The sequence below is a fragment of the Mycolicibacterium bacteremicum genome, assembly GCF_002086115.1.
GTDB classification, from domain to species: domain Bacteria; phylum Actinomycetota; class Actinomycetes; order Mycobacteriales; family Mycobacteriaceae; genus Mycobacterium; species Mycobacterium bacteremicum.
This window is the reverse complement of sequence record NZ_MVHJ01000026.1, coordinates 18,090-34,182: the sequence shown is the minus strand read 5'-3', so window position 1 is coordinate 34,182 and position 16,093 is coordinate 18,090. Positions and strand designations below refer to the sequence as shown.

Below are 16,093 nucleotides of genomic sequence, written 5' to 3'. Positions count from 1 at the left end.
CCGAGCCAGACGAAGATCAGCGCGACGGCCGCCGCGGCGGGGACGGTCAAAGGGTGATCTTGCAGGACTGCCCGATGTCGAGGGTGCGCAGCATGCGGCCCATACCCAGCCACATGGCGCAGGACAGTGCCAGATCGGTCAGCAGTTCGTCGCTGAAGTGTTCGCGGCAGCGCGCCCAGAACTCCTCGTCGTCACGCAGGCCGGTGTGATCACCGGCGAACCGCTCGGCGAACTCGGCGGCGATGCGCTCCTGCTCGCTGTACCCGGGCCAGGTCTGCCAGACCGCGGCATGGTCGTAGAGATCCTCGTCCACACCCGCCTCGATCCCGGCCGAGTCGCGGGTGTTCTGGCAGACGACGCATTCGTTGCTGAGCGCGATGACCATGCGGGCCAGTTCGCGCACCCGCATGGGCAGCCGGTTCTTGTTGTAGACGGCATGGGTGAAGCCGGCCATCGCCACACCGATGTCGGGTGACTTGGTGATCCACGCGGCGGCGTCGTCGTCAGCGAAATCTCCGATGCGGCTCATGCGGGAAGCGTACGCCCGATACGGCTCAATTGGAACGTGTTCTAGTTTTTTGTCGCACCGGCCGCGGTGAGTTCCACCCGGTCCTCGACCCACTGTGGCTGTACCACCATCCGGTGGGCGATCCGCTCGAGCGCCGCCTCGACCTGTAACCGGTCGGGCCGGCCGTCGAACCCCGTCGCCGCACCCGACCCGGAGAGCCGCTCGACCAGCTTGCCGACCAGGGCGTCGATGGCCACCTGCACCTGGTCGGCGCCGGCCTGGGTGAGCCACAACTGGTCGCCGGTGCGCAACGCGTACCCGGTGTCGACCAAGCGCTCGAAGGACGGTTCGAGCACCTCCGGCGGTATCCGCCGGCGCTCGGCGATCTGGCTCAGCGTCGCCGAACCGTACACCTGGTTGTGCCGGTAGATCTGGACCACCGCCCACAGTCGGGCCACGTCGAGTTCGCAACCGGGGTGGTCGGTGAGCTTGCGCAGCCGGATGTCCGGGGAGTCCCGGAAGGTGCGGGCGACGGCCATCTCCAAAATCTCATCGGAGGTTTCCGGCGTCGGCATGCCGAAGCCCTCGCCGATATCGGATGCCGACACGGTCTCCATCTCCCGCAGCGGGATCTCCTTGAGGAACAGCGCGACGACGAAGCCGATGAAGGCGACCGGGGCGGCGCACAGGAACACCATTCCTAACGATTCGGCGTAGGCGTCGATGACGGGTGCGGCCATCTCCGGTGGCAGTGCCCGCAGCGCCTGGGGTGACTCGGCCGCGATCGGCGGAGCACCGCCGGCCGCCAGGGCGGGCCCGATCCGGCCGGCCAGGAAGTTGGCGAACAACGAGCCGAATATCGCCGCCCCGAACGAACTTCCGATGGTCCGGAAGAAGGTGACCCCGGAGGTCGCCACACCCAGGTCGGCGAAACTCGAGGTGTTCTGCACCACCAGCACCAGTACCTGCATGCACAGACCGATCCCGGCACCGAGGACGAACAGGTACAGCGACTGCATCCACAGGGCGGTGTGGGCGTCCATTGTCGACAACAACAGGAAGCCGACGGTCATGATGGCCGTGCCGGCGACGGGGAAGATCTTGTAGCGGCCGGTGCGCCCGACGATCGAGCCGCTGCCGATCGAGGTGATGAGCATGCCGGCCACCATGGGCAGCGTGCGCAGTCCCGACATCGTGGCCGACACCCCGTCGACGAACTGCATGAAGGTCGGCAGGAACGTCATCGCGCCGAGCATGGCGAAACCGACGATGAATCCGAGCACACAGCAGACCGAGAAGACCTGACCGGCGAACAGCCGGATCGGCAGGATCGGTTCGGGCGCCCGCAGTTCCACCCTGACGAAGGCCGCCAGCGCGATGACCGAGCCGACGAAAAGACCGATGATCACCGGCGAGGACCACGCATATTCGGCGCCGCCCCAACTGGTGGCCAGCGTCAGCCCGGACGCGCCGAGTCCGACGAGTGCGATCCCGGCGTAGTCGATGACCGGGCGGTCCTTGCGGGCCAGCGCGGGGATGGCGACCGCGGCGACCAGGAACACGATGATGGCGACCGGGACATTGATCCAGAATGCCCAGCGCCAGGACAGGTGGTCGGTGAAGAATCCGCCGAGCAGCGGGCCGATCACCGTCGTCACCCCGAACACCGCGCCCAACGCACCCTGATACCGGCCGCGATCGCGCAGCGGGATCACCTCACCGATGACCGCCGTCGCGGTGACCATCAGGGCGCCGCCCCCGATACCCTGTAGCGCCCGCGCCGCCACCAGCATCGACATCGAGCCGGCCAGCCCGCACAGCACGGAGCCCAGCAGGAAGAACATGACCGCGACCTGGAACACCGACTTGCGGCTGAACAGGTCGCCGAGCTTGCCGACGATCGCGGTGGCGATGGTGGATGCCAGCAGATAACTGGTGACCACCCAGGACTGGTGGCCGGCGCCGCCGAGGTCGGAGACGACCGTCGGCAAGGCGGTGGCCACGATGGTCTGGTCGAGCGCGGCCAACAGCATGCCCAGCAACACCGCAACGAAGATGATGTTGCGGCGCTGCGGGCTGATCAGCGAGCTCGCCGAACCCGTATCGGCGACGGTGGCGGTCACGATTCCCCGGTCCTCCCCGACCCAGCGGAATATTAGCTTTGCTATCTAATATACGCGGGCGGCAGGGCCGGTCGACCGCGTGCCCCTAGGCGGTACCCACGCTCGGGGGGCGCGACACACACTGCGCCGAGTAGAGCTCCTCGCCCAGCTTGTTCATCAGCTCCAACTGCGTTTCCAGATAGTCGATGTGGCCTTCCTCGTCGGCCAGGATCTGCTCCAGGATGCTCGCCGAGGTGGCATCGCCCTTCGCGCGGCACATGATCACGCCGGGTCGCAGACGCTCGACCACCTCGTACTCGATGGCAAGGTCGGCCTCGAACTGCTCACGCAGCGTCTGGCCGACCCGCAGCGAGAACAGTCGCTGGTAGTTGGGCAACCCGTCGAGAAGCAGAATGCGATCGGTGATGGTCTCCGCATGACGCATTTCCTCGAACGATTCTTCCCGCGTGTGGCGGGCCAATTCGGTGAATCCCCAATTGTCCTGCATCTTCGAATGCAAAAAGTATTGGTTGATCGCCGTGAGTTCACTGGTCAACTGCTCGTTGAGCAGTTTCAGAACGTCCGGATCGCCTTGCATGTCGCTCCTAAGCACCTTGAGGGCTGTTCAAGTCTCGCTAAAGCCGTGCACGTCTGAACCTAGTCCAGGCGAGGGTGTGCAGCGAGGGTGCGGCGGGCGGTTCGGAGAGAATTTTTCGGCGGCGTCGGCGCGCCGTAGGCAAGGCTAACCCTAGTCAGAGGCCTTGTTATGGACTGCCTAGCCTAAGTTAGGTTACACTGACCTAACTCGGCGCCGAGGTCGCCGAAGCCGGCTCCGCGAGCGGCGCGACGAATAGGAGGCAAAGGCGGGCATGGTGATCGGAATTCGAAATGGATCGCCCGCCGGCGCTGTTGACATTGCCGCCGGAATTCGGAATTCGGAATTCGCCTCGCACGATATTTCCCGGCCTCATCCGGCAGCAATTTCGCCGACGAGTTCTCCCGATATCACGGCCATTGTTCCGGCCGTCGAATTCGACGGCCGCGCGTCGGGCAAGGCGGCCTGACCCGATGTTCGTCTGCCTGTGCACCGGAGCCACCACCCAGGCTGTGCACGACGCTGTGGCCGCAGGGGCCACGACGTCCCGGCAGGTCGCCGAGGCGTGCGGCGCGGGTTCGGACTGCGGGCGCTGCCGGTTCACGGTGCGCGCCATCCTCGCCGCGGCCCGCACCGCCGAGTGCCCGGTGCACGCAGCCGGTTAGTCAGCCGCGCCCGTCGTTGAACGAGGCCAGCGCATCGATGTTGGCCGCTTGACCCAGCAACTCGGCGAACAGTGCGTTCTCCCGCTCGGACGCGGCCACGATGGCCGGTCGGATCGCCGCCATCATGGTCTGCTTGACCGCCATCAGGCTGTTGAGCGGACGCGACGCCAGGATCTCGGCGTGCCGGCGGGCCTCGGGCAGCAGGTCGTCCGGCTCAGAAACCTTGAACACCAATCCCATTCGGAGCGCCTCTGCGGCGTCCACCCATTCCGAGGACAACAGCAACCAGGCGGCGTTCTGCCGACCGATCAATCTCGGCATCAGATACGACGACGCCGCCTCCGGGGGAACCCCCAGGCTGGTGAACGGGCATTTGAGCCGCGCCGTGGACGACATGAACGCCAGATCGGCGTAGCCCAGGATGGTCGCACCGATGCCCAGGCCGACACCGTTGACCGCGCAGATCAACGGTTTCGGGAAGGCGGTCAACGCCTCGATCAGTCCCCGGAAGCCGTACTTGCCCGGCTGGTAATCGGGATCGGTGACCAGCCGCTGCATTTCGACCAGGTCATTGCCGGCGCTAAAGGCCCGCCCCGCTCCGGTCAGCAGCACCACCGACACCTCGGGATCTTCCGCCGCGGCCAGCAAAGCCTCCGTCGTCGCGTCGTAGAGCGCCTCACTGAAAGCATTGAGCGCTTCGGGGCGGTTCAGGGTCACGGTGCGGACCCGATTGTCATCGGAGATCAGAAGTGTCACGTCTGCACTGTATGTGTAGGGGTCCACAGCACGTACCGACTGGTCGGCACCGTGTCGATATCGCGGTCCGCACCGAAGCGCGCGACGCTGGCCGCCATCCGGCCCATCCGGTCCGCCAGGTCCGCGTCATCGGCGGCACCGAAGAAGGCGTGCAGGTCCGACACCGCCTCGAGGGGGAACAGCTCCTCGACGATGGCGTCGATCACCGGCGCGTCCGCGGTGAGAGCCCGGACCACCGTGTTCTGGGTGTACCCGAACGTCGCCTGGGTCTCGATCGCGACCGGGGTGTGGTCGATGTGCCAGTGCGCCAACCAGGTTGCGACATCCAGGTCGGCGGGACGCCGCAGCAACGCGACGTTCGCCAGACCAGGCGTCCGCGCACTCGGCGCGACATCGGGGCCCGGCAGCGGAACCGACTCGGTGACCAGATACGCGGCCAGCAGCTCACATTCGGCGGCCAACTGCTCCAGCGCAGCGTTCAGCGCGGTCCCGTAGTACTGCTGTGTCCAGATGCTCACCACCGCCACGACCGGCGGATCCAGCGTCGTCAGCGTCATCATCGAGGCCCGGACGGCGTCGTCGCGGACATTGACCGCCAGCCCGGCGAGGTCCAGCTCGGACAGTGCCGAGGCGACCCGGGTCCGCAACCGCCGGCACCATTGTTCGTCGGCGTCCGACGAGCGCAACGTGACCATCACCTTTTCCACCCTCAGAACGTAGCAACCGCAGCCGGATTGCGATGTCGACACCGGCGCACGGGAAGCGGCGATCACGGGTGTCGCCAATGCGATGCGGGTGACAATGGCGTCATGACGACGAGCCGCCGGCTGCGCCTGACGATGTATGACCCGGGCGCGGTGATCCGCAGTCTGGTCGGTGTGCTCGGCGTCGCGCTGCTGGCGATCGCCGTCGGCTTCCCTGCCCAGATGTCGGCGGCGGCCAGTGCGGCGATGGCAGGCGCCGTGGCCGGAGGCAGTGCGCTGCAGGACAGTCCGCGCGGCCGGTTCCCGATCGTGGTCGTGGTCTCGGTGGAGATGGCGCTGGCCGTCCTGATCGGGTCGCTCACCGGCGGCAACGCTGTGGCGCTGCTGATCGCCCTGGCCCTGTGGTGCGTGATCGCCGGGCTGCACTGGGCGTTGAGCGCGAATGCGGGTCTGGTCGCCGCCGCGGGTGCGGCCCTGCTGGTGACGGCCGAGCCGCCGGCCACCGCCTCGGCCGCGGTGGCCGCGGCGGGTCTGACCCTGGTGGCCGGATTGACCCAGGCGTTGCTCATCGCGGTATGGCCCCAGCGGCGCTGGCGTGACCAGCGCAGCGCGCTCAGCCGCGCCTACCTCGCGCTGGCCGGCGACGCCGAGCGGATCATCACCGATGCGGCGCACCAGGTGTCCACCGAACCGCTGATCCAGCTGCGCGAGGCGTTCACCGTCAGCGAGGCGATGGCCAAGCGCCGACCCCCGATCTACCGGGGCTGGTACGGGTTGCCGGAACGCATCGCCGAGTCGCTGACGACGCTGCGTGCGCACGGAGACGAAGAGGCCGTCGCTCGCCTGCTGCACGGTGCGTCCGATCTGCTGGCGGTGATCGCGCACGCGCGGCGCCGGTCCCGCCACGACCTCAGCTACACGCTCGGCCAACTCGAGGGCGCCGCCGAGGCCGTTCCCGGCGGCGCACACGATGTGGCGTTACGACTGGTCGGTCAGTTGCGGGAGGCCGTCGAATTGCGGTTCGGACAGTTCGAACCCGAGCAGTTGGCGCACCTGCGTCGGCCCGGCGTGCCGCATGCCCTCACCGCGGCCGCGGTGTTGATGCGCGAGCAGCTCAACCGCTACTCCCCCATCCTCCGGCACACCGTCCGGCTGACCGCGGCCGCCGTCCTCGGTGTCGCGGTGTGGCGGTTCGCCGGTGTACCGCACGGCGTGTGGATCGCACTGACGGTATTGATGGTGCTGCGGCCCGAGACTGCGCACACCTACACCCGATGCGTCTGGCGAATTGCCGGGACCGCCGCGGGCGTGGCCGTCGGCGCCATCCTGATCGCGGTGTTCGGGCCATCGGCCGCAACGTCGGCGGTGCTTGCGGTCATGCTGCTCGCCGCGGCCTATGCCAGCGCCGAGGTCAGCTATCTCGCGGTGAACGCCGCCATCGCGGCTGCACTGGTGATGTTGCTCGACATCGGCGGCACCGGAGCTGCCGAGGCCATCGGGGACCGTTTGCTGGCGGTGCTGATCGGCGGCGCCCTGGCGGTGACGGTGCACGTTGCGCTCCCGGATAACGCGCTGGTCCGCCTGCGCCAGCGCGCCGGAGAGCTGTTGAAGACCGAGATCGACTATGCGGCAACGGTTATCCGGGCCTTCGTACATGACCTGGACCATCCGAAGGAATCCCTGGAATCGGCATGGGCGCGCGCGGTGAGTGCCCGCACCGCGTTCGAGGCCACCGCCGGGTCGACCGGGACCGACTGGCAGCAACTGCGGCGGTGGATGCGGTCCTACCGGGCGGCGCTCAATGCGGTCACCACCTCGTGCGCCGCGCTGGAGGCCCACCTGCCCGCGCATCCGCCGGCCACACTGAACCGAGAATTCGTGGCGGCCGTCGACGAGTACGTCAAGGCGCTCTCCGGTGACCCGGCCACCCCAGCTGCACCGTGGCGTGTCGACACCGATGCGCTGCTGGCCGCAGGCGCCGGTGTGCGCGAGGCCGCCGCGCTACTCAGTGACGCCGACGCCGCCGAACGGGTACTGGTCGGCGAGATCGCCACCATCACCGCGGTGGTCACCGAGGTGGCCGCCGGGGATATCCAGGTCGGCCGGCAGTGATCAGTCGCGCGCCCACCTGGGTCGGATGAAGACGCCTTCGGCCTGCACCGTCGGCCCCTCGGCATCCGAGATGGTGCCCGCGGCAAAGGTTTTGACCCCTTCGGTGCGCACGATCGCGGCCTCGGTGTGCAGCGGCCCCAGCGGCGTCGGGCGCAGATAGCGGATGCTGATGGTCCCGGTGAGCCGAGGGCTGGTGGCCGGACTGGCGGCCTCGCCGAGGACGTGGTCGAGGATCAGTGCCGCCACCCCACCGTGGACGTGTCCGGGTGGGCCCTCGTAGGCGGCGCCGAGGGTGAAATCTGCCGAGACCGAGCCGTCGTCGGCGTGCTCGATCAGCAGCGGCGGGGCAATCGGATTGCGTAACCCGATCACGGCATTGCCCCACGGCATGCGGTCACCGTGGGCGGTGAAGCGCACCCCGAAGGGTCCGTCGAGCTGGTTGCTGCGCAGGGCCGCGGTCGCGGCATCGATACCGGCCTTGGCCGCGGCGACCGTCTCGGCGTCGGCAGCGGTACGGATGGTGGCGTCGATCAGCTCGCGGACCGACTCGGTCAGCGGCCGGTAGATGGTGCGCAGTCGCTCGACGTCCTCGGCGGTGAGGTCTTCGAGAGTGAAGTCCAGCATCCAAGAACTAGAACACGTTGCAGACGAGCTGTCGAGTCACCGCGCGCCGCGGCTGCGCGGTGACGCTATGGTCGCGGCAGAGGTTTGCGATGATGGCCGGACGAGACGTGATGAGGTGACGACCCTAGCCATGGCGGCACCCGGAATGGACCGGCCCGGTCGAGGACTACCCGCGACGCTGGTCGATGTGGCTGCCGACCGGCTGCGGGCGGCCATCCTCAGCGGCGCACTGAGCCCGGGCCAGAAGCTTGTCGAAGAGCAACTCTGTGCCGACCTCGGCATCAGCCGGGCACCACTGCGGGAGGCGTTGCGCCTGCTGACCCAGCAGGGTCTCGTCGAGCACCTCCCACGGCGCGGATCACGCGTCACCGCCTGGTCCCCCGCCGACATCCTGCAGCTGTTTGCGCTCCGCAACGTCCTGGAACGGCATGCCATCGAACAGGCGTTACCGTTGCCAGACCCCACCGCGGACCTCGCCTGCGTCCGCCGGATGCTCGACGAGATGGACCGCGCCACTGATGAACTCGAGCGCGACGACGCGCACCGCCGGTTCCATGCCGCCGTGGTGGCCCTGGCCGGCAATCGGCAGCTCGACATCGCGCTGGCCCCGATCCTGCTCAAACTCCAGTTACCGATGGCGATGAACCTGCGCGAGGAGGCGCGCCACCATCGCGCCCGCGACGGGATCGACCGGCATCGGGCGATCCTGGCCGCACTGGAGACCAACGATGCGGCAACGGTGCTGACCGCACTGGCCGACCATGGTCATCTCCAGTTCCTGGAGCTGCCGGATCGCTAACAGGATCGACACACGGCCGTTCCCGGATCGCCACGATTCTGTCGACAATCGACAGACATGGGTTCAGATGCGTTCGGTCCGTCCATCGGACCGTCGGTGGCCGAGATCCTGTCGTCGCACGAGAGCGGCAGCGGATCACCCACCAAGACCGCGGCGCGGGTGGCCGATGCCATCGCGGCCCGCGGTGACGACGGCACCTGGCTGTCCACGGTAGGCCGCGAGGAGCTGCTGGCCGCCGCCGCCGAGATCGAGCGCCGGCCCGGTGCGCGAACGCTGCCGCTCTACGGAGTCCCGTTCGGCGTCAAGGACAGCATCGACGTCGCCGGGATACCGACGACCCTGTCCTGCCCAGATTTCGGCTATGTGGCGACCGAGACCGCTCCCGCCGTGGCGCGTCTGCTCGAGGCCGGTGCGTTGTATGTCGGCAAGACCAATCTGGACCAGTTCGCCACCGGGCTCAACGGCACCCGAACGCCCCACACGATTCCGCGCAGCGTGTACGGCAACGAAATGATCTCCGGCGGTTCGAGTTCGGGGTCGGCACTGGCCGTCGCGTCGGGCCAGGTACCGTTCGCCGTCGCGACCGACACCGCCGGGTCCGGCAGGGTGCCCGCAGCGCTGAACGGCGTTGTCGGGTTCAAACCGTCGCGCGGGCTGATCAGCACCGTTGGACTGGTGCCGGCCTGCAAGTCGCTGGACTGCATCACCGTGATGGCAGGCTGCATCGACGACGTGGACCGGGTGTTCGACGTGATGGCCGGTCGTGATGACGACGACCCCTGGTCGCGGGACCGTGGACCGCGGTACTCCGGCGCGCCGATCACGCTGGGGCTACCCGCCGTCGCCGACCTCGAGTTCTTCGGCGACGGGGAGATGGCGCGGGCCCACCTGGCGTTCCGCCAGCGCCTTGCCGGGCGGGTGAAGACCGTCGAGGTGTCGCTGGCACCGTTCCTCGCCGCGGGTGAGCTGCTGTACCAGGGCCCGTGGGTGGCCGAGAGACTGGTCGTCTTCGGCGATTTCCTTGCCCGGCAACCGGAGTCGATACATCCCGTGGTGCGCGACATCCTGCGCAGCGGCACGGGATACACCGCCGTGGATGCCTTCACCGCGTTACAGCGCCTCCAGGAGTTGCGCGCCGAGGTGGGCAGACTCTGGCGCGATATCGACGCACTGATAGTTCCCACCATCGGCACCACCTTCACCGTCGACGAGGTGTTGGCACAGCCGATCGCCACCAACACGAAGCTGGGGCATTACACGCATTTCGGCAATCTGCTCGATCTGTTGGGCGTGGCGGTTCCGGTGGGCCACACCCGCGACGGCCGGCCACACAGCGCGACCGTGCTCTCGGCCGCCCAGCGCGATGATCTGGCCCTGCACGTCGCCGCGCAGATCCTCGACGAGCCGCGCCCCACCGCGGGCATCGGCACCCACCTTCCCACCGCCGCCCAGGAGCGCATATGAGCCGCACAGTTTCGGTTCCCGCCACCCCGACACCGTTCTCGCTGCACGGGGGAAAGACCGCCCTCGTCATCATCGACATGCAGCGTGACTTCCTGTTGCCCGGTGGATTCGGCGAGAGCCTCGGCAACGATGTGGGACAGCTGCTGAAGGTGGTTCCGCCGCTGACCGCACTGCTCGCCGCGGCGCGGAAGGCCGGCGTCCTGGTGATCCACACCCGCGAGGGACACCGACCCGACCTGTCGGACTGTCCTGCGGCCAAGCTCAACCGCGGTGCTCCCAGTAAGCGGATCGGCGACGAGGGAAAGTACGGGCGCATCCTCATCCGCGGCGAGTACGGCCACGACATCGTCGACGAACTGCGCCCGGTCGACGGTGAGGTGGTGATCGACAAGCCGGGCAAGGGCGCCTTCTACGCCACCGAGCTGGCCGAGGTGCTGGCCGGCGCAGGGGTCACGCAGCTGCTGATCACCGGTGTCACCACCGAGGTGTGTGTACACACCACCACCCGCGAGGCCAATGACCGCGGATACGAGTGCCTGGTGGTATCCGATTGCGTCGGTTCGTATTTCCCCGAGTTCCACCGGATGGGCCTAGAGATGATCACCGCCCAGGGCGGCATCTTCGGCTGGGTCGCCGACAGCGCCACCGTACTTCCCGCCCTGCACGCCCTCACCATCGACGCCGCCTGAAAAGAGTCCGACATGAGCACCGAGATCACCGATCCGCCGGTCGAACCACCCGCGCCCGAGGCCGCGCCCGCGGTGGCGTGGTGGTCACGCGGTGACACCAACGCCTTCTTCGGACTCGGATTCAACATCCTGGTCAACGTCCTCACGCTGACCGGGCTCATGATCGGGGTCGTCGCGGTACCCGCCGGCGACGTGCTCGGTACCGTGCTGCCCGCCCTGGGCGTCGCGCTGATCCTCGGCAACCTGTACTACACCTTCCTCGCCCGGCGACTCGCCAAGCGGGAGAACCGTTCCGATGTGACCGCGCTGCCGTACGGACCGTCGGTGCCGCACATGTTCATCGTCGTGTTCGTCGTGATGCTGCCGGTCTACCTGAACACCCAAGATCCGCTGCAGGCGTGGTCGGCCGGGCTGGCTTGGGCGTTCATGATCGGTGTCATCGTCATGATCGGCGCGTTCGTCGGGCCGTACATCCGCAAGTTGACCCCCCGTGCGGCGATGCTGGGCACCTTGGCCGGCATCTCGATCACCTTCATCTCCATGCGGCCCGCCGCCCAGATGTGGGAGGCCGCCTGGATCGGCCTACCGGTGCTCGCCATCATCCTGATCGGCTTCTTCACCGACGTGAAGTTGCCGTTCGGGATGCCGGTCGGATTGGCCGCGCTGCTGGTCGGCACCGCCATCGGCTGGATCGGCGGGTACATGTCGGCCCCCGATGTCGGTCAGGCCGTCTCGGATATCGCGATCGGTATTCCAGATCTCCGCCTGGACCTGCTGTTCTCCGGACTGGCCAATCTGGCACCGCTGTTGGGCACCGCCATCCCACTCGGTGTCTACAACTTCACCGAGGCCATGAGCAACGTGGAGAGCGCCGCGGCGGCCGGTGACAACTACAACCTGCGCAGTGTGCTGCTCGCGGACGGTGCGGGGGCCGTCGTCGGTTCGGCCTTCGGTTCGCCGTTCCCGCCCGCGGTCTACATCGGCCACCCCGGCTGGAAGGACGCCGGTGGACGGGCCAGTTACTCCCTGGCCAGCGGACTGCTCATCGGTGTGCTGTGCTTCGTCGGACTCTTCGGCATCCTGGATGCGCTGCTCCCGGTGCCCGCGATCGTGCCGATCCTGCTCTATATCGGTCTGCTGATCGGCGCTCAGGCATTCCAGGCGGTGCCGCGACTGCACGCGATCGCCGTCGTGGTCGCACTACTGCCCAACCTGGCCGAATGGGCCAAGACGCAGATCGACAATGCGCTCAACGCCGCCGGTACAACGGCGTCCGAGGTGGGGATCGATGCGCTCAACGGGTCGGGCGTGGTGTATGCGGGCCTGAAAACCCTCGGCGAGGGCGCTGTCCTGGTGGGACTGATCCTGGGCACCATGGTCGTGTTCATCCTGGAGAAGAAGTTCCATTACGCGGCCATCGCCGCAACGGTCGGAGCGGTGCTGTCCTTCATCGGACTGATCCACGCCCCCGCGGTGTCCTGGGCGGCGAATCCGCCGGTGGCACTCGGGTATCTGTTCTTCGCGGTGGTGTGTTTGCTGTACACGCTGCTACCCGGGGCGAAGGATCCGGTCGTGATCGATGAGAGCGATATCGTCGCCGGCCACTGAGCACCTGTCCCGCTCCACCAGATGCGGCGACGCTCACATCCGCAGGCCGCGGTGGTATAGATAACCTAAGTTTTCGTAGTCACCTGTCTACGAAACTGGTTAAGCTCATCGTCATGGCAGCACGCACACACAGTGCCGACCCCCGCGCCGAGCGGGTCCGCACCCTTCTCCACGAGGCCGCTTTCGCGCTGGCCCACGAACACCCGGTCGACGAACTCACCGTGGCGACCATCGTCGGCCGTGCCGGCGTCAGTCGGCAGGTCTTCTACCAACATTTCCGTGACCGCGATGACGCGGTGGCCGCGGCCTTCGCCGTCGCCTTCGAACAGGCGACCGCCGATATCGGTGACGACCCCCGGGTGCGCATCATGCGGCTGTTCGACTTCGCCGGTGAACACCGCGAGATGTACCGCAACGTCATCCCCAGCGCGGTCACCCAGCGGGTCGTCAGCGCCTTCCGCGCCGAACTGGCGCCCGCCTGCGCGGACATCGCCGCTCAGGGCATGTCCGTCATCGCGCCGGTGTCGGGCCTGACGGTGGAGGCCGTCACCCGGTTCCTCGTCGGCGGTTTCATGGAGGTGCTGCGGTCCTGGATGGAAGAACCCGACAATCGCGATGCCCGCGATCTGCGTGACCGCGTCGCCGCAGCGTTCGACACCGTCAACGCGCTCCTGACCCTGCCGGGACGGAACTGATGGCCAAGCATCGCGACACTCTCCCGGTCGTCACCGCAACCCAGGTCCGCCACGTGTTGCTGGCGATGGCCGTGTTCACCATGCTGGTGCTGGCGATGATCGCCAGCTATGCCGGCGCCTTCGCCAAACCGACACTGCGCCACTTGGATCTCGCCGTCGCCGCACCGCAACAACTGATCGACGCAATGGCCGCCCGCCCCGAATTGGCGATCGACCCCGTCGCCGATGACGCGGAAGCGCGCACACAGGTACTGGACCGGAAAGCCGACGCGGCGCTGGTCGCGCGGCCCGACGGCGTGCTGGACGTCTACGTCGCCGGCGGAGGCGGCCGCAGCGTCGCCACCGCCGCCGAAACCGTCGGGCGCACTGTGGCTTCCGAGGCCGGGCTACGGCCGACGGTCACCGACATCGCGCCGACCTCGGCCGGCGACCCGTCCGGCACGGTCGAGTTCTACGCCGTCATCTTCGTCTCCATCGGCGCCTCGGTGGGCGCGGCCGCCTTCGGGCGACTGGTCGGTGCCGTGCACCGGCCCGCCACGCTGGCACTGCGCACCGCGACGCTGTCCGGTTACTCGGCACTGCTGGCCGGGGTCGTGACCGTCTACGTCGACGGGGTGCTCGGTGCGCTCACCGGCCATCCGTGGCAGGTCTTCGGCGCGTTGTGGCTCTATGCCATGGCCGTCGGTGGCGCGGTCACGGGCGTAGCGGCGGCCCTGGGCACCGCGGCCGCGATGGCGGTGACCGCGTTCCTGGTGGTCGTCGGCAACGCCGCGGCGGCAGGCCCGGTGGGGCGCCCGCTGCTGACCGGGTTCTACACCCTGTTCAATCAGATCGTCCCGCAGGGCTCCGGGGTCTCGCTGCTGCGCAGCATCGAGTACTTCGGCGGCAACGGTGCGCTGACACCCTTTGTCACACTGACGATCTGGGCGCTGGCCGGAGTGGTGCTGGCAGCGCTTGCCACGGCGCTGCGGACGCCCACCGCACACCGATTCTGGCAACGTGTCACGGCACGCACCCGGAAGGCCACTATCGTTGGGCCATGAGCGAGGCCTACTACGACCTGGGCGAGTATCACCGACCGGTCGAAACCACAGCGCCGCACGCCCAGCTGTGGTTCGATCGGGGTCTCATCTGGGCGTACGCCTTCAACCACGAAGAGGCCGTGCGCTGTTTCGAGCGTGCCCTCGAACATGACGCCGATCTCGCGATCGCGCGATGGGGCATCGCCTACGCCATCGGGCCGAACTACAACAAGGCGTGGGACGCTTTCGATCCCGTGGAGCTGGCCGACGCTCTCGGCCGGGCCCGCGCCGAATTGACCCTGGCCGCCCACGGCCGGGCCTCGGCGACCGAGCGCGCCCTCATCGACGCGCTGACCGCCCGGTTCCCCACCGACGACGCGGGCGATTCGGCGGCGTTGGCGCGCGGTCACAGCGACTACGCCGACGCGATGGCCGCAGTGGTGCAGCACTTTCCCGATGACGTCGACGTGCAGGCCCTGGCGGCCGATGCACTGCTGAACGTGACGGCGTGGGCGTTGTGGGACACCACGACCGGGGAACCGGCCGCCGGGTCCAGGGTCGCGGAGGCGATGGCCATCCTCGACGCCGCGATGGCCGGGCCGGCCGGGCCCAGGCACCCGGGCATCCTGCACCTCTATATCCATGCCATGGAGATGTCACCGCATCCGGAACGGGCCCTGATCGCCGCCGATCATCTCCGCGGCCTGGTCCCCGACGCCGGCCACCTGCAGCACATGCCCAGCCACATCGACGTACTCTGCGGCGACTACCGCGCCTCGGTGGTGGCCAATCAAGCCGCGGTCATGGCCGACCGCAAGTTCGTCGCCGACGCCGGACCACTGAATTTCTACTCCCTCTATCGTGCCCACGATCTGCACTTCGTGGTCTATTCGGCCATGTTCGAGGGTCGGTTCCAGACCGCGCGGGACGCCGCGCGGGAGTTGGCCGACCAACTGACCCCCGAATTGCTGTCGATTCCCTCTCCGCCGATGGCCGACTGGTTGGAGGCCTTCGTACCACTGGACGTGCACGTCCTGGTGCGCTTCGGGCGGTGGGCAGATCTGATCGCGCTCTCGCCACCGCAGGATCGCGAGCTGTACTGCACCACCACCGCCACGGTGCACTACGGTCGCGGCATCGCCTATGCCGCAACCGGTCAGCTATCTGAGGCCCACGCCGAACGCACGGCTCTTGCCGCGGCTTACGCGCGCATTCCCGAAACCCGCTACCTGTTCAACAACACCAGCCTGGACATCCTGGCCATCGCCGTGGCCATGTTGGACGGTGAAATCGCCTACCGGGAAGGACGTTTCGACGAGGCATTCGCACATCTGCGGGACGCCATCGCGCTCGACGACGCACTGCCCTACGACGAGCCCTGGGGGTGGATGCAGCCGACCCGACACGCCTACGGGGCCCTGCTGCTCGAGCAGGGCCTGGTCGAACAGGCCGCCGGCGCGTACGCCGCCGATCTGGGCCTCGACGCCACCCTGCGGCGGTCGTGCCAACACCCCGGCAACGTCTGGAGCCTGCACGGATACCACGAGTGCCTGCAACGACTGGGCCGCGCCGGGGAAGCGGCAATCATCGGTCGACAGCTGGAGTTGGCCCGCGCCCGCGCGGATGTGCCCGTGCTGGCGTCCTGCGCGTGCCGCCTCGATGTCACGCCGCGGACTGGGCCGTGTTGCGAATAGGTGAATTTAGTTGGCAGTCAACGTGTCATGCACCCAACCGCGCGCCGACCGTTTAG

The 16,093-nt window shown here is 67.9% G+C and carries 16 protein-coding genes; 10 read left to right on the top strand and 6 right to left on the bottom strand.

Annotation, left to right across the window (positions count from 1 at the left end):
- Positions 1-46: 46 nt before the first annotated feature.
- From BST17_RS22605 to bfr, 3 genes are all read right to left on the bottom strand, one after another.
- Positions 47-529: a carboxymuconolactone decarboxylase family protein gene (locus BST17_RS22605; RefSeq protein ID WP_083061142.1), complete on the bottom strand. Its 483-nt coding sequence runs from the start codon at positions 527-529 to the stop codon at positions 47-49.
- A gap of 41 nt (positions 530-570) precedes the next feature.
- Positions 571-2,631, bottom strand: a complete 2,061-nt coding sequence (locus BST17_RS22600) for an MDR family MFS transporter (RefSeq protein WP_083061141.1) — start codon at positions 2,629-2,631, stop codon at positions 571-573.
- Positions 2,632-2,716: 85 nt separating this feature from the next.
- The gene (bfr, locus tag BST17_RS22595) at positions 2,717-3,208 is read right to left on the bottom strand and encodes a bacterioferritin (RefSeq protein WP_083061140.1); all 492 of its coding nucleotides are present in this window, start codon (positions 3,206-3,208) and stop codon (positions 2,717-2,719) included.
- 271 nt (positions 3,209-3,479) lie between these two features.
- Here bfr and BST17_RS29040 point away from each other — a divergent pair, with 271 nt between their 5' ends.
- Entirely contained in the window at positions 3,480-3,674 is a 195-nt protein-coding gene (locus BST17_RS29040; protein ID WP_133053571.1) for a hypothetical protein, read from the top strand.
- 4 nt (positions 3,675-3,678) lie between these two features.
- Positions 3,679-3,870, top strand: a complete 192-nt coding sequence (locus tag BST17_RS22590; protein ID WP_083061139.1) for a (2Fe-2S)-binding protein — start codon at positions 3,679-3,681, stop codon at positions 3,868-3,870.
- Here BST17_RS22590 and BST17_RS22585 read toward each other — a convergent pair whose 3' ends face one another.
- Both BST17_RS22585 and BST17_RS22580 read right to left on the bottom strand, forming a co-directional pair.
- On the bottom strand, positions 3,871-4,626 hold the full coding sequence (locus BST17_RS22585) for an enoyl-CoA hydratase/isomerase family protein (protein WP_083061138.1): 756 nt from the start codon (positions 4,624-4,626) through the stop codon (positions 3,871-3,873).
- A complete protein-coding gene (locus tag BST17_RS22580) occupies positions 4,623-5,333 on the bottom strand; it encodes an EthD domain-containing protein (RefSeq protein WP_083061137.1) in 711 nt (236 codons plus the stop codon). The genes BST17_RS22585 and BST17_RS22580 overlap by 4 nt, the downstream gene beginning before the upstream one ends.
- 102 nt (positions 5,334-5,435) lie before the next feature.
- Here BST17_RS22580 and BST17_RS22575 point away from each other — a divergent pair, with 102 nt between their 5' ends.
- Positions 5,436-7,442, top strand: coding sequence for an FUSC family protein (locus BST17_RS22575; protein ID WP_083061136.1), 2,007 nt, complete (start codon positions 5,436-5,438; stop codon positions 7,440-7,442).
- Here BST17_RS22575 and BST17_RS22570 read toward each other — a convergent pair whose 3' ends face one another.
- A complete protein-coding gene (locus BST17_RS22570; RefSeq protein ID WP_083061135.1) occupies positions 7,443-8,066 on the bottom strand; it encodes a PaaI family thioesterase in 624 nt (207 codons plus the stop codon).
- A gap of 130 nt (positions 8,067-8,196) precedes the next feature.
- On the opposite strand from BST17_RS22570, the gene BST17_RS22565 reads away from it, so the two are divergent.
- The 7 genes from BST17_RS22565 (at position 8,197) to BST17_RS22535 (ending at position 16,037) form a co-directional block, all read left to right on the top strand.
- Positions 8,197-8,865, top strand: a complete 669-nt coding sequence (locus tag BST17_RS22565; RefSeq protein WP_407937763.1) for a GntR family transcriptional regulator — start codon at positions 8,197-8,199, stop codon at positions 8,863-8,865.
- 57 nt (positions 8,866-8,922) lie between these two features.
- Complete coding sequence (locus BST17_RS22560) at positions 8,923-10,329, top strand: allophanate hydrolase (RefSeq protein ID WP_083061133.1); 1,407 nt, start codon at positions 8,923-8,925, stop codon at positions 10,327-10,329.
- Positions 10,326-11,018: a cysteine hydrolase family protein gene (locus BST17_RS22555; protein ID WP_083061132.1), complete on the top strand. Its 693-nt coding sequence runs from the start codon at positions 10,326-10,328 to the stop codon at positions 11,016-11,018. The genes BST17_RS22560 and BST17_RS22555 overlap by 4 nt, the downstream gene beginning before the upstream one ends.
- 12 nt (positions 11,019-11,030) lie before the next feature.
- Positions 11,031-12,626: a SulP family inorganic anion transporter gene (locus BST17_RS22550; RefSeq protein WP_083061131.1), complete on the top strand. Its 1,596-nt coding sequence runs from the start codon at positions 11,031-11,033 to the stop codon at positions 12,624-12,626.
- Between the two features lie 113 nt (positions 12,627-12,739).
- The gene (locus BST17_RS22545) at positions 12,740-13,321 is read left to right on the top strand and encodes a TetR/AcrR family transcriptional regulator (protein ID WP_083061130.1); all 582 of its coding nucleotides are present in this window, start codon (positions 12,740-12,742) and stop codon (positions 13,319-13,321) included.
- Entirely contained in the window at positions 13,321-14,364 is a 1,044-nt protein-coding gene (locus tag BST17_RS22540) for a hypothetical protein (protein WP_234807778.1), read from the top strand. Before BST17_RS22545 ends, BST17_RS22540 begins: the two co-directional genes overlap by 1 nt.
- Complete coding sequence (locus BST17_RS22535; RefSeq protein WP_083061129.1) at positions 14,361-16,037, top strand: tetratricopeptide repeat protein; 1,677 nt, start codon at positions 14,361-14,363, stop codon at positions 16,035-16,037. The genes BST17_RS22540 and BST17_RS22535 overlap by 4 nt, the downstream gene beginning before the upstream one ends.
- Positions 16,038-16,093: the final 56 nt, after the last annotated feature.

Excerpts from the sequence above, each read along its gene's own strand:
- BST17_RS22605 (WP_083061142.1), bottom strand. The coding sequence starts at position 529 with ATGAGCCGCATCGGAGATTTCGCTGACGACGACGCCGCCGCGTGGATC.
- bfr (WP_083061140.1), bottom strand. The coding sequence starts at position 3,208 with ATGCAAGGCGATCCGGACGTTCTGAAACTGCTCAACGAGCAGTTGACC.
- BST17_RS29040 (WP_133053571.1), top strand. The coding sequence starts at position 3,480 with ATGGTGATCGGAATTCGAAATGGATCGCCCGCCGGCGCTGTTGACATT.
- BST17_RS22590 (WP_083061139.1), top strand. The coding sequence starts at position 3,679 with ATGTTCGTCTGCCTGTGCACCGGAGCCACCACCCAGGCTGTGCACGAC.
- BST17_RS22575 (WP_083061136.1), top strand. The coding sequence starts at position 5,436 with ATGACGACGAGCCGCCGGCTGCGCCTGACGATGTATGACCCGGGCGCG.
- BST17_RS22570 (WP_083061135.1), bottom strand. The coding sequence starts at position 8,066 with ATGCTGGACTTCACTCTCGAAGACCTCACCGCCGAGGACGTCGAGCGA.
- BST17_RS22565 (WP_407937763.1), top strand. The coding sequence starts at position 8,197 with ATGGCGGCACCCGGAATGGACCGGCCCGGTCGAGGACTACCCGCGACG.
- BST17_RS22560 (WP_083061133.1), top strand. The coding sequence starts at position 8,923 with ATGGGTTCAGATGCGTTCGGTCCGTCCATCGGACCGTCGGTGGCCGAG.
- BST17_RS22555 (WP_083061132.1), top strand. The coding sequence starts at position 10,326 with ATGAGCCGCACAGTTTCGGTTCCCGCCACCCCGACACCGTTCTCGCTG.
- BST17_RS22550 (WP_083061131.1), top strand. The coding sequence starts at position 11,031 with ATGAGCACCGAGATCACCGATCCGCCGGTCGAACCACCCGCGCCCGAG.
- BST17_RS22545 (WP_083061130.1), top strand. The coding sequence starts at position 12,740 with ATGGCAGCACGCACACACAGTGCCGACCCCCGCGCCGAGCGGGTCCGC.
- BST17_RS22540 (WP_234807778.1), top strand. The coding sequence starts at position 13,321 with ATGGCCAAGCATCGCGACACTCTCCCGGTCGTCACCGCAACCCAGGTC.
- BST17_RS22535 (WP_083061129.1), top strand. The coding sequence starts at position 14,361 with ATGAGCGAGGCCTACTACGACCTGGGCGAGTATCACCGACCGGTCGAA.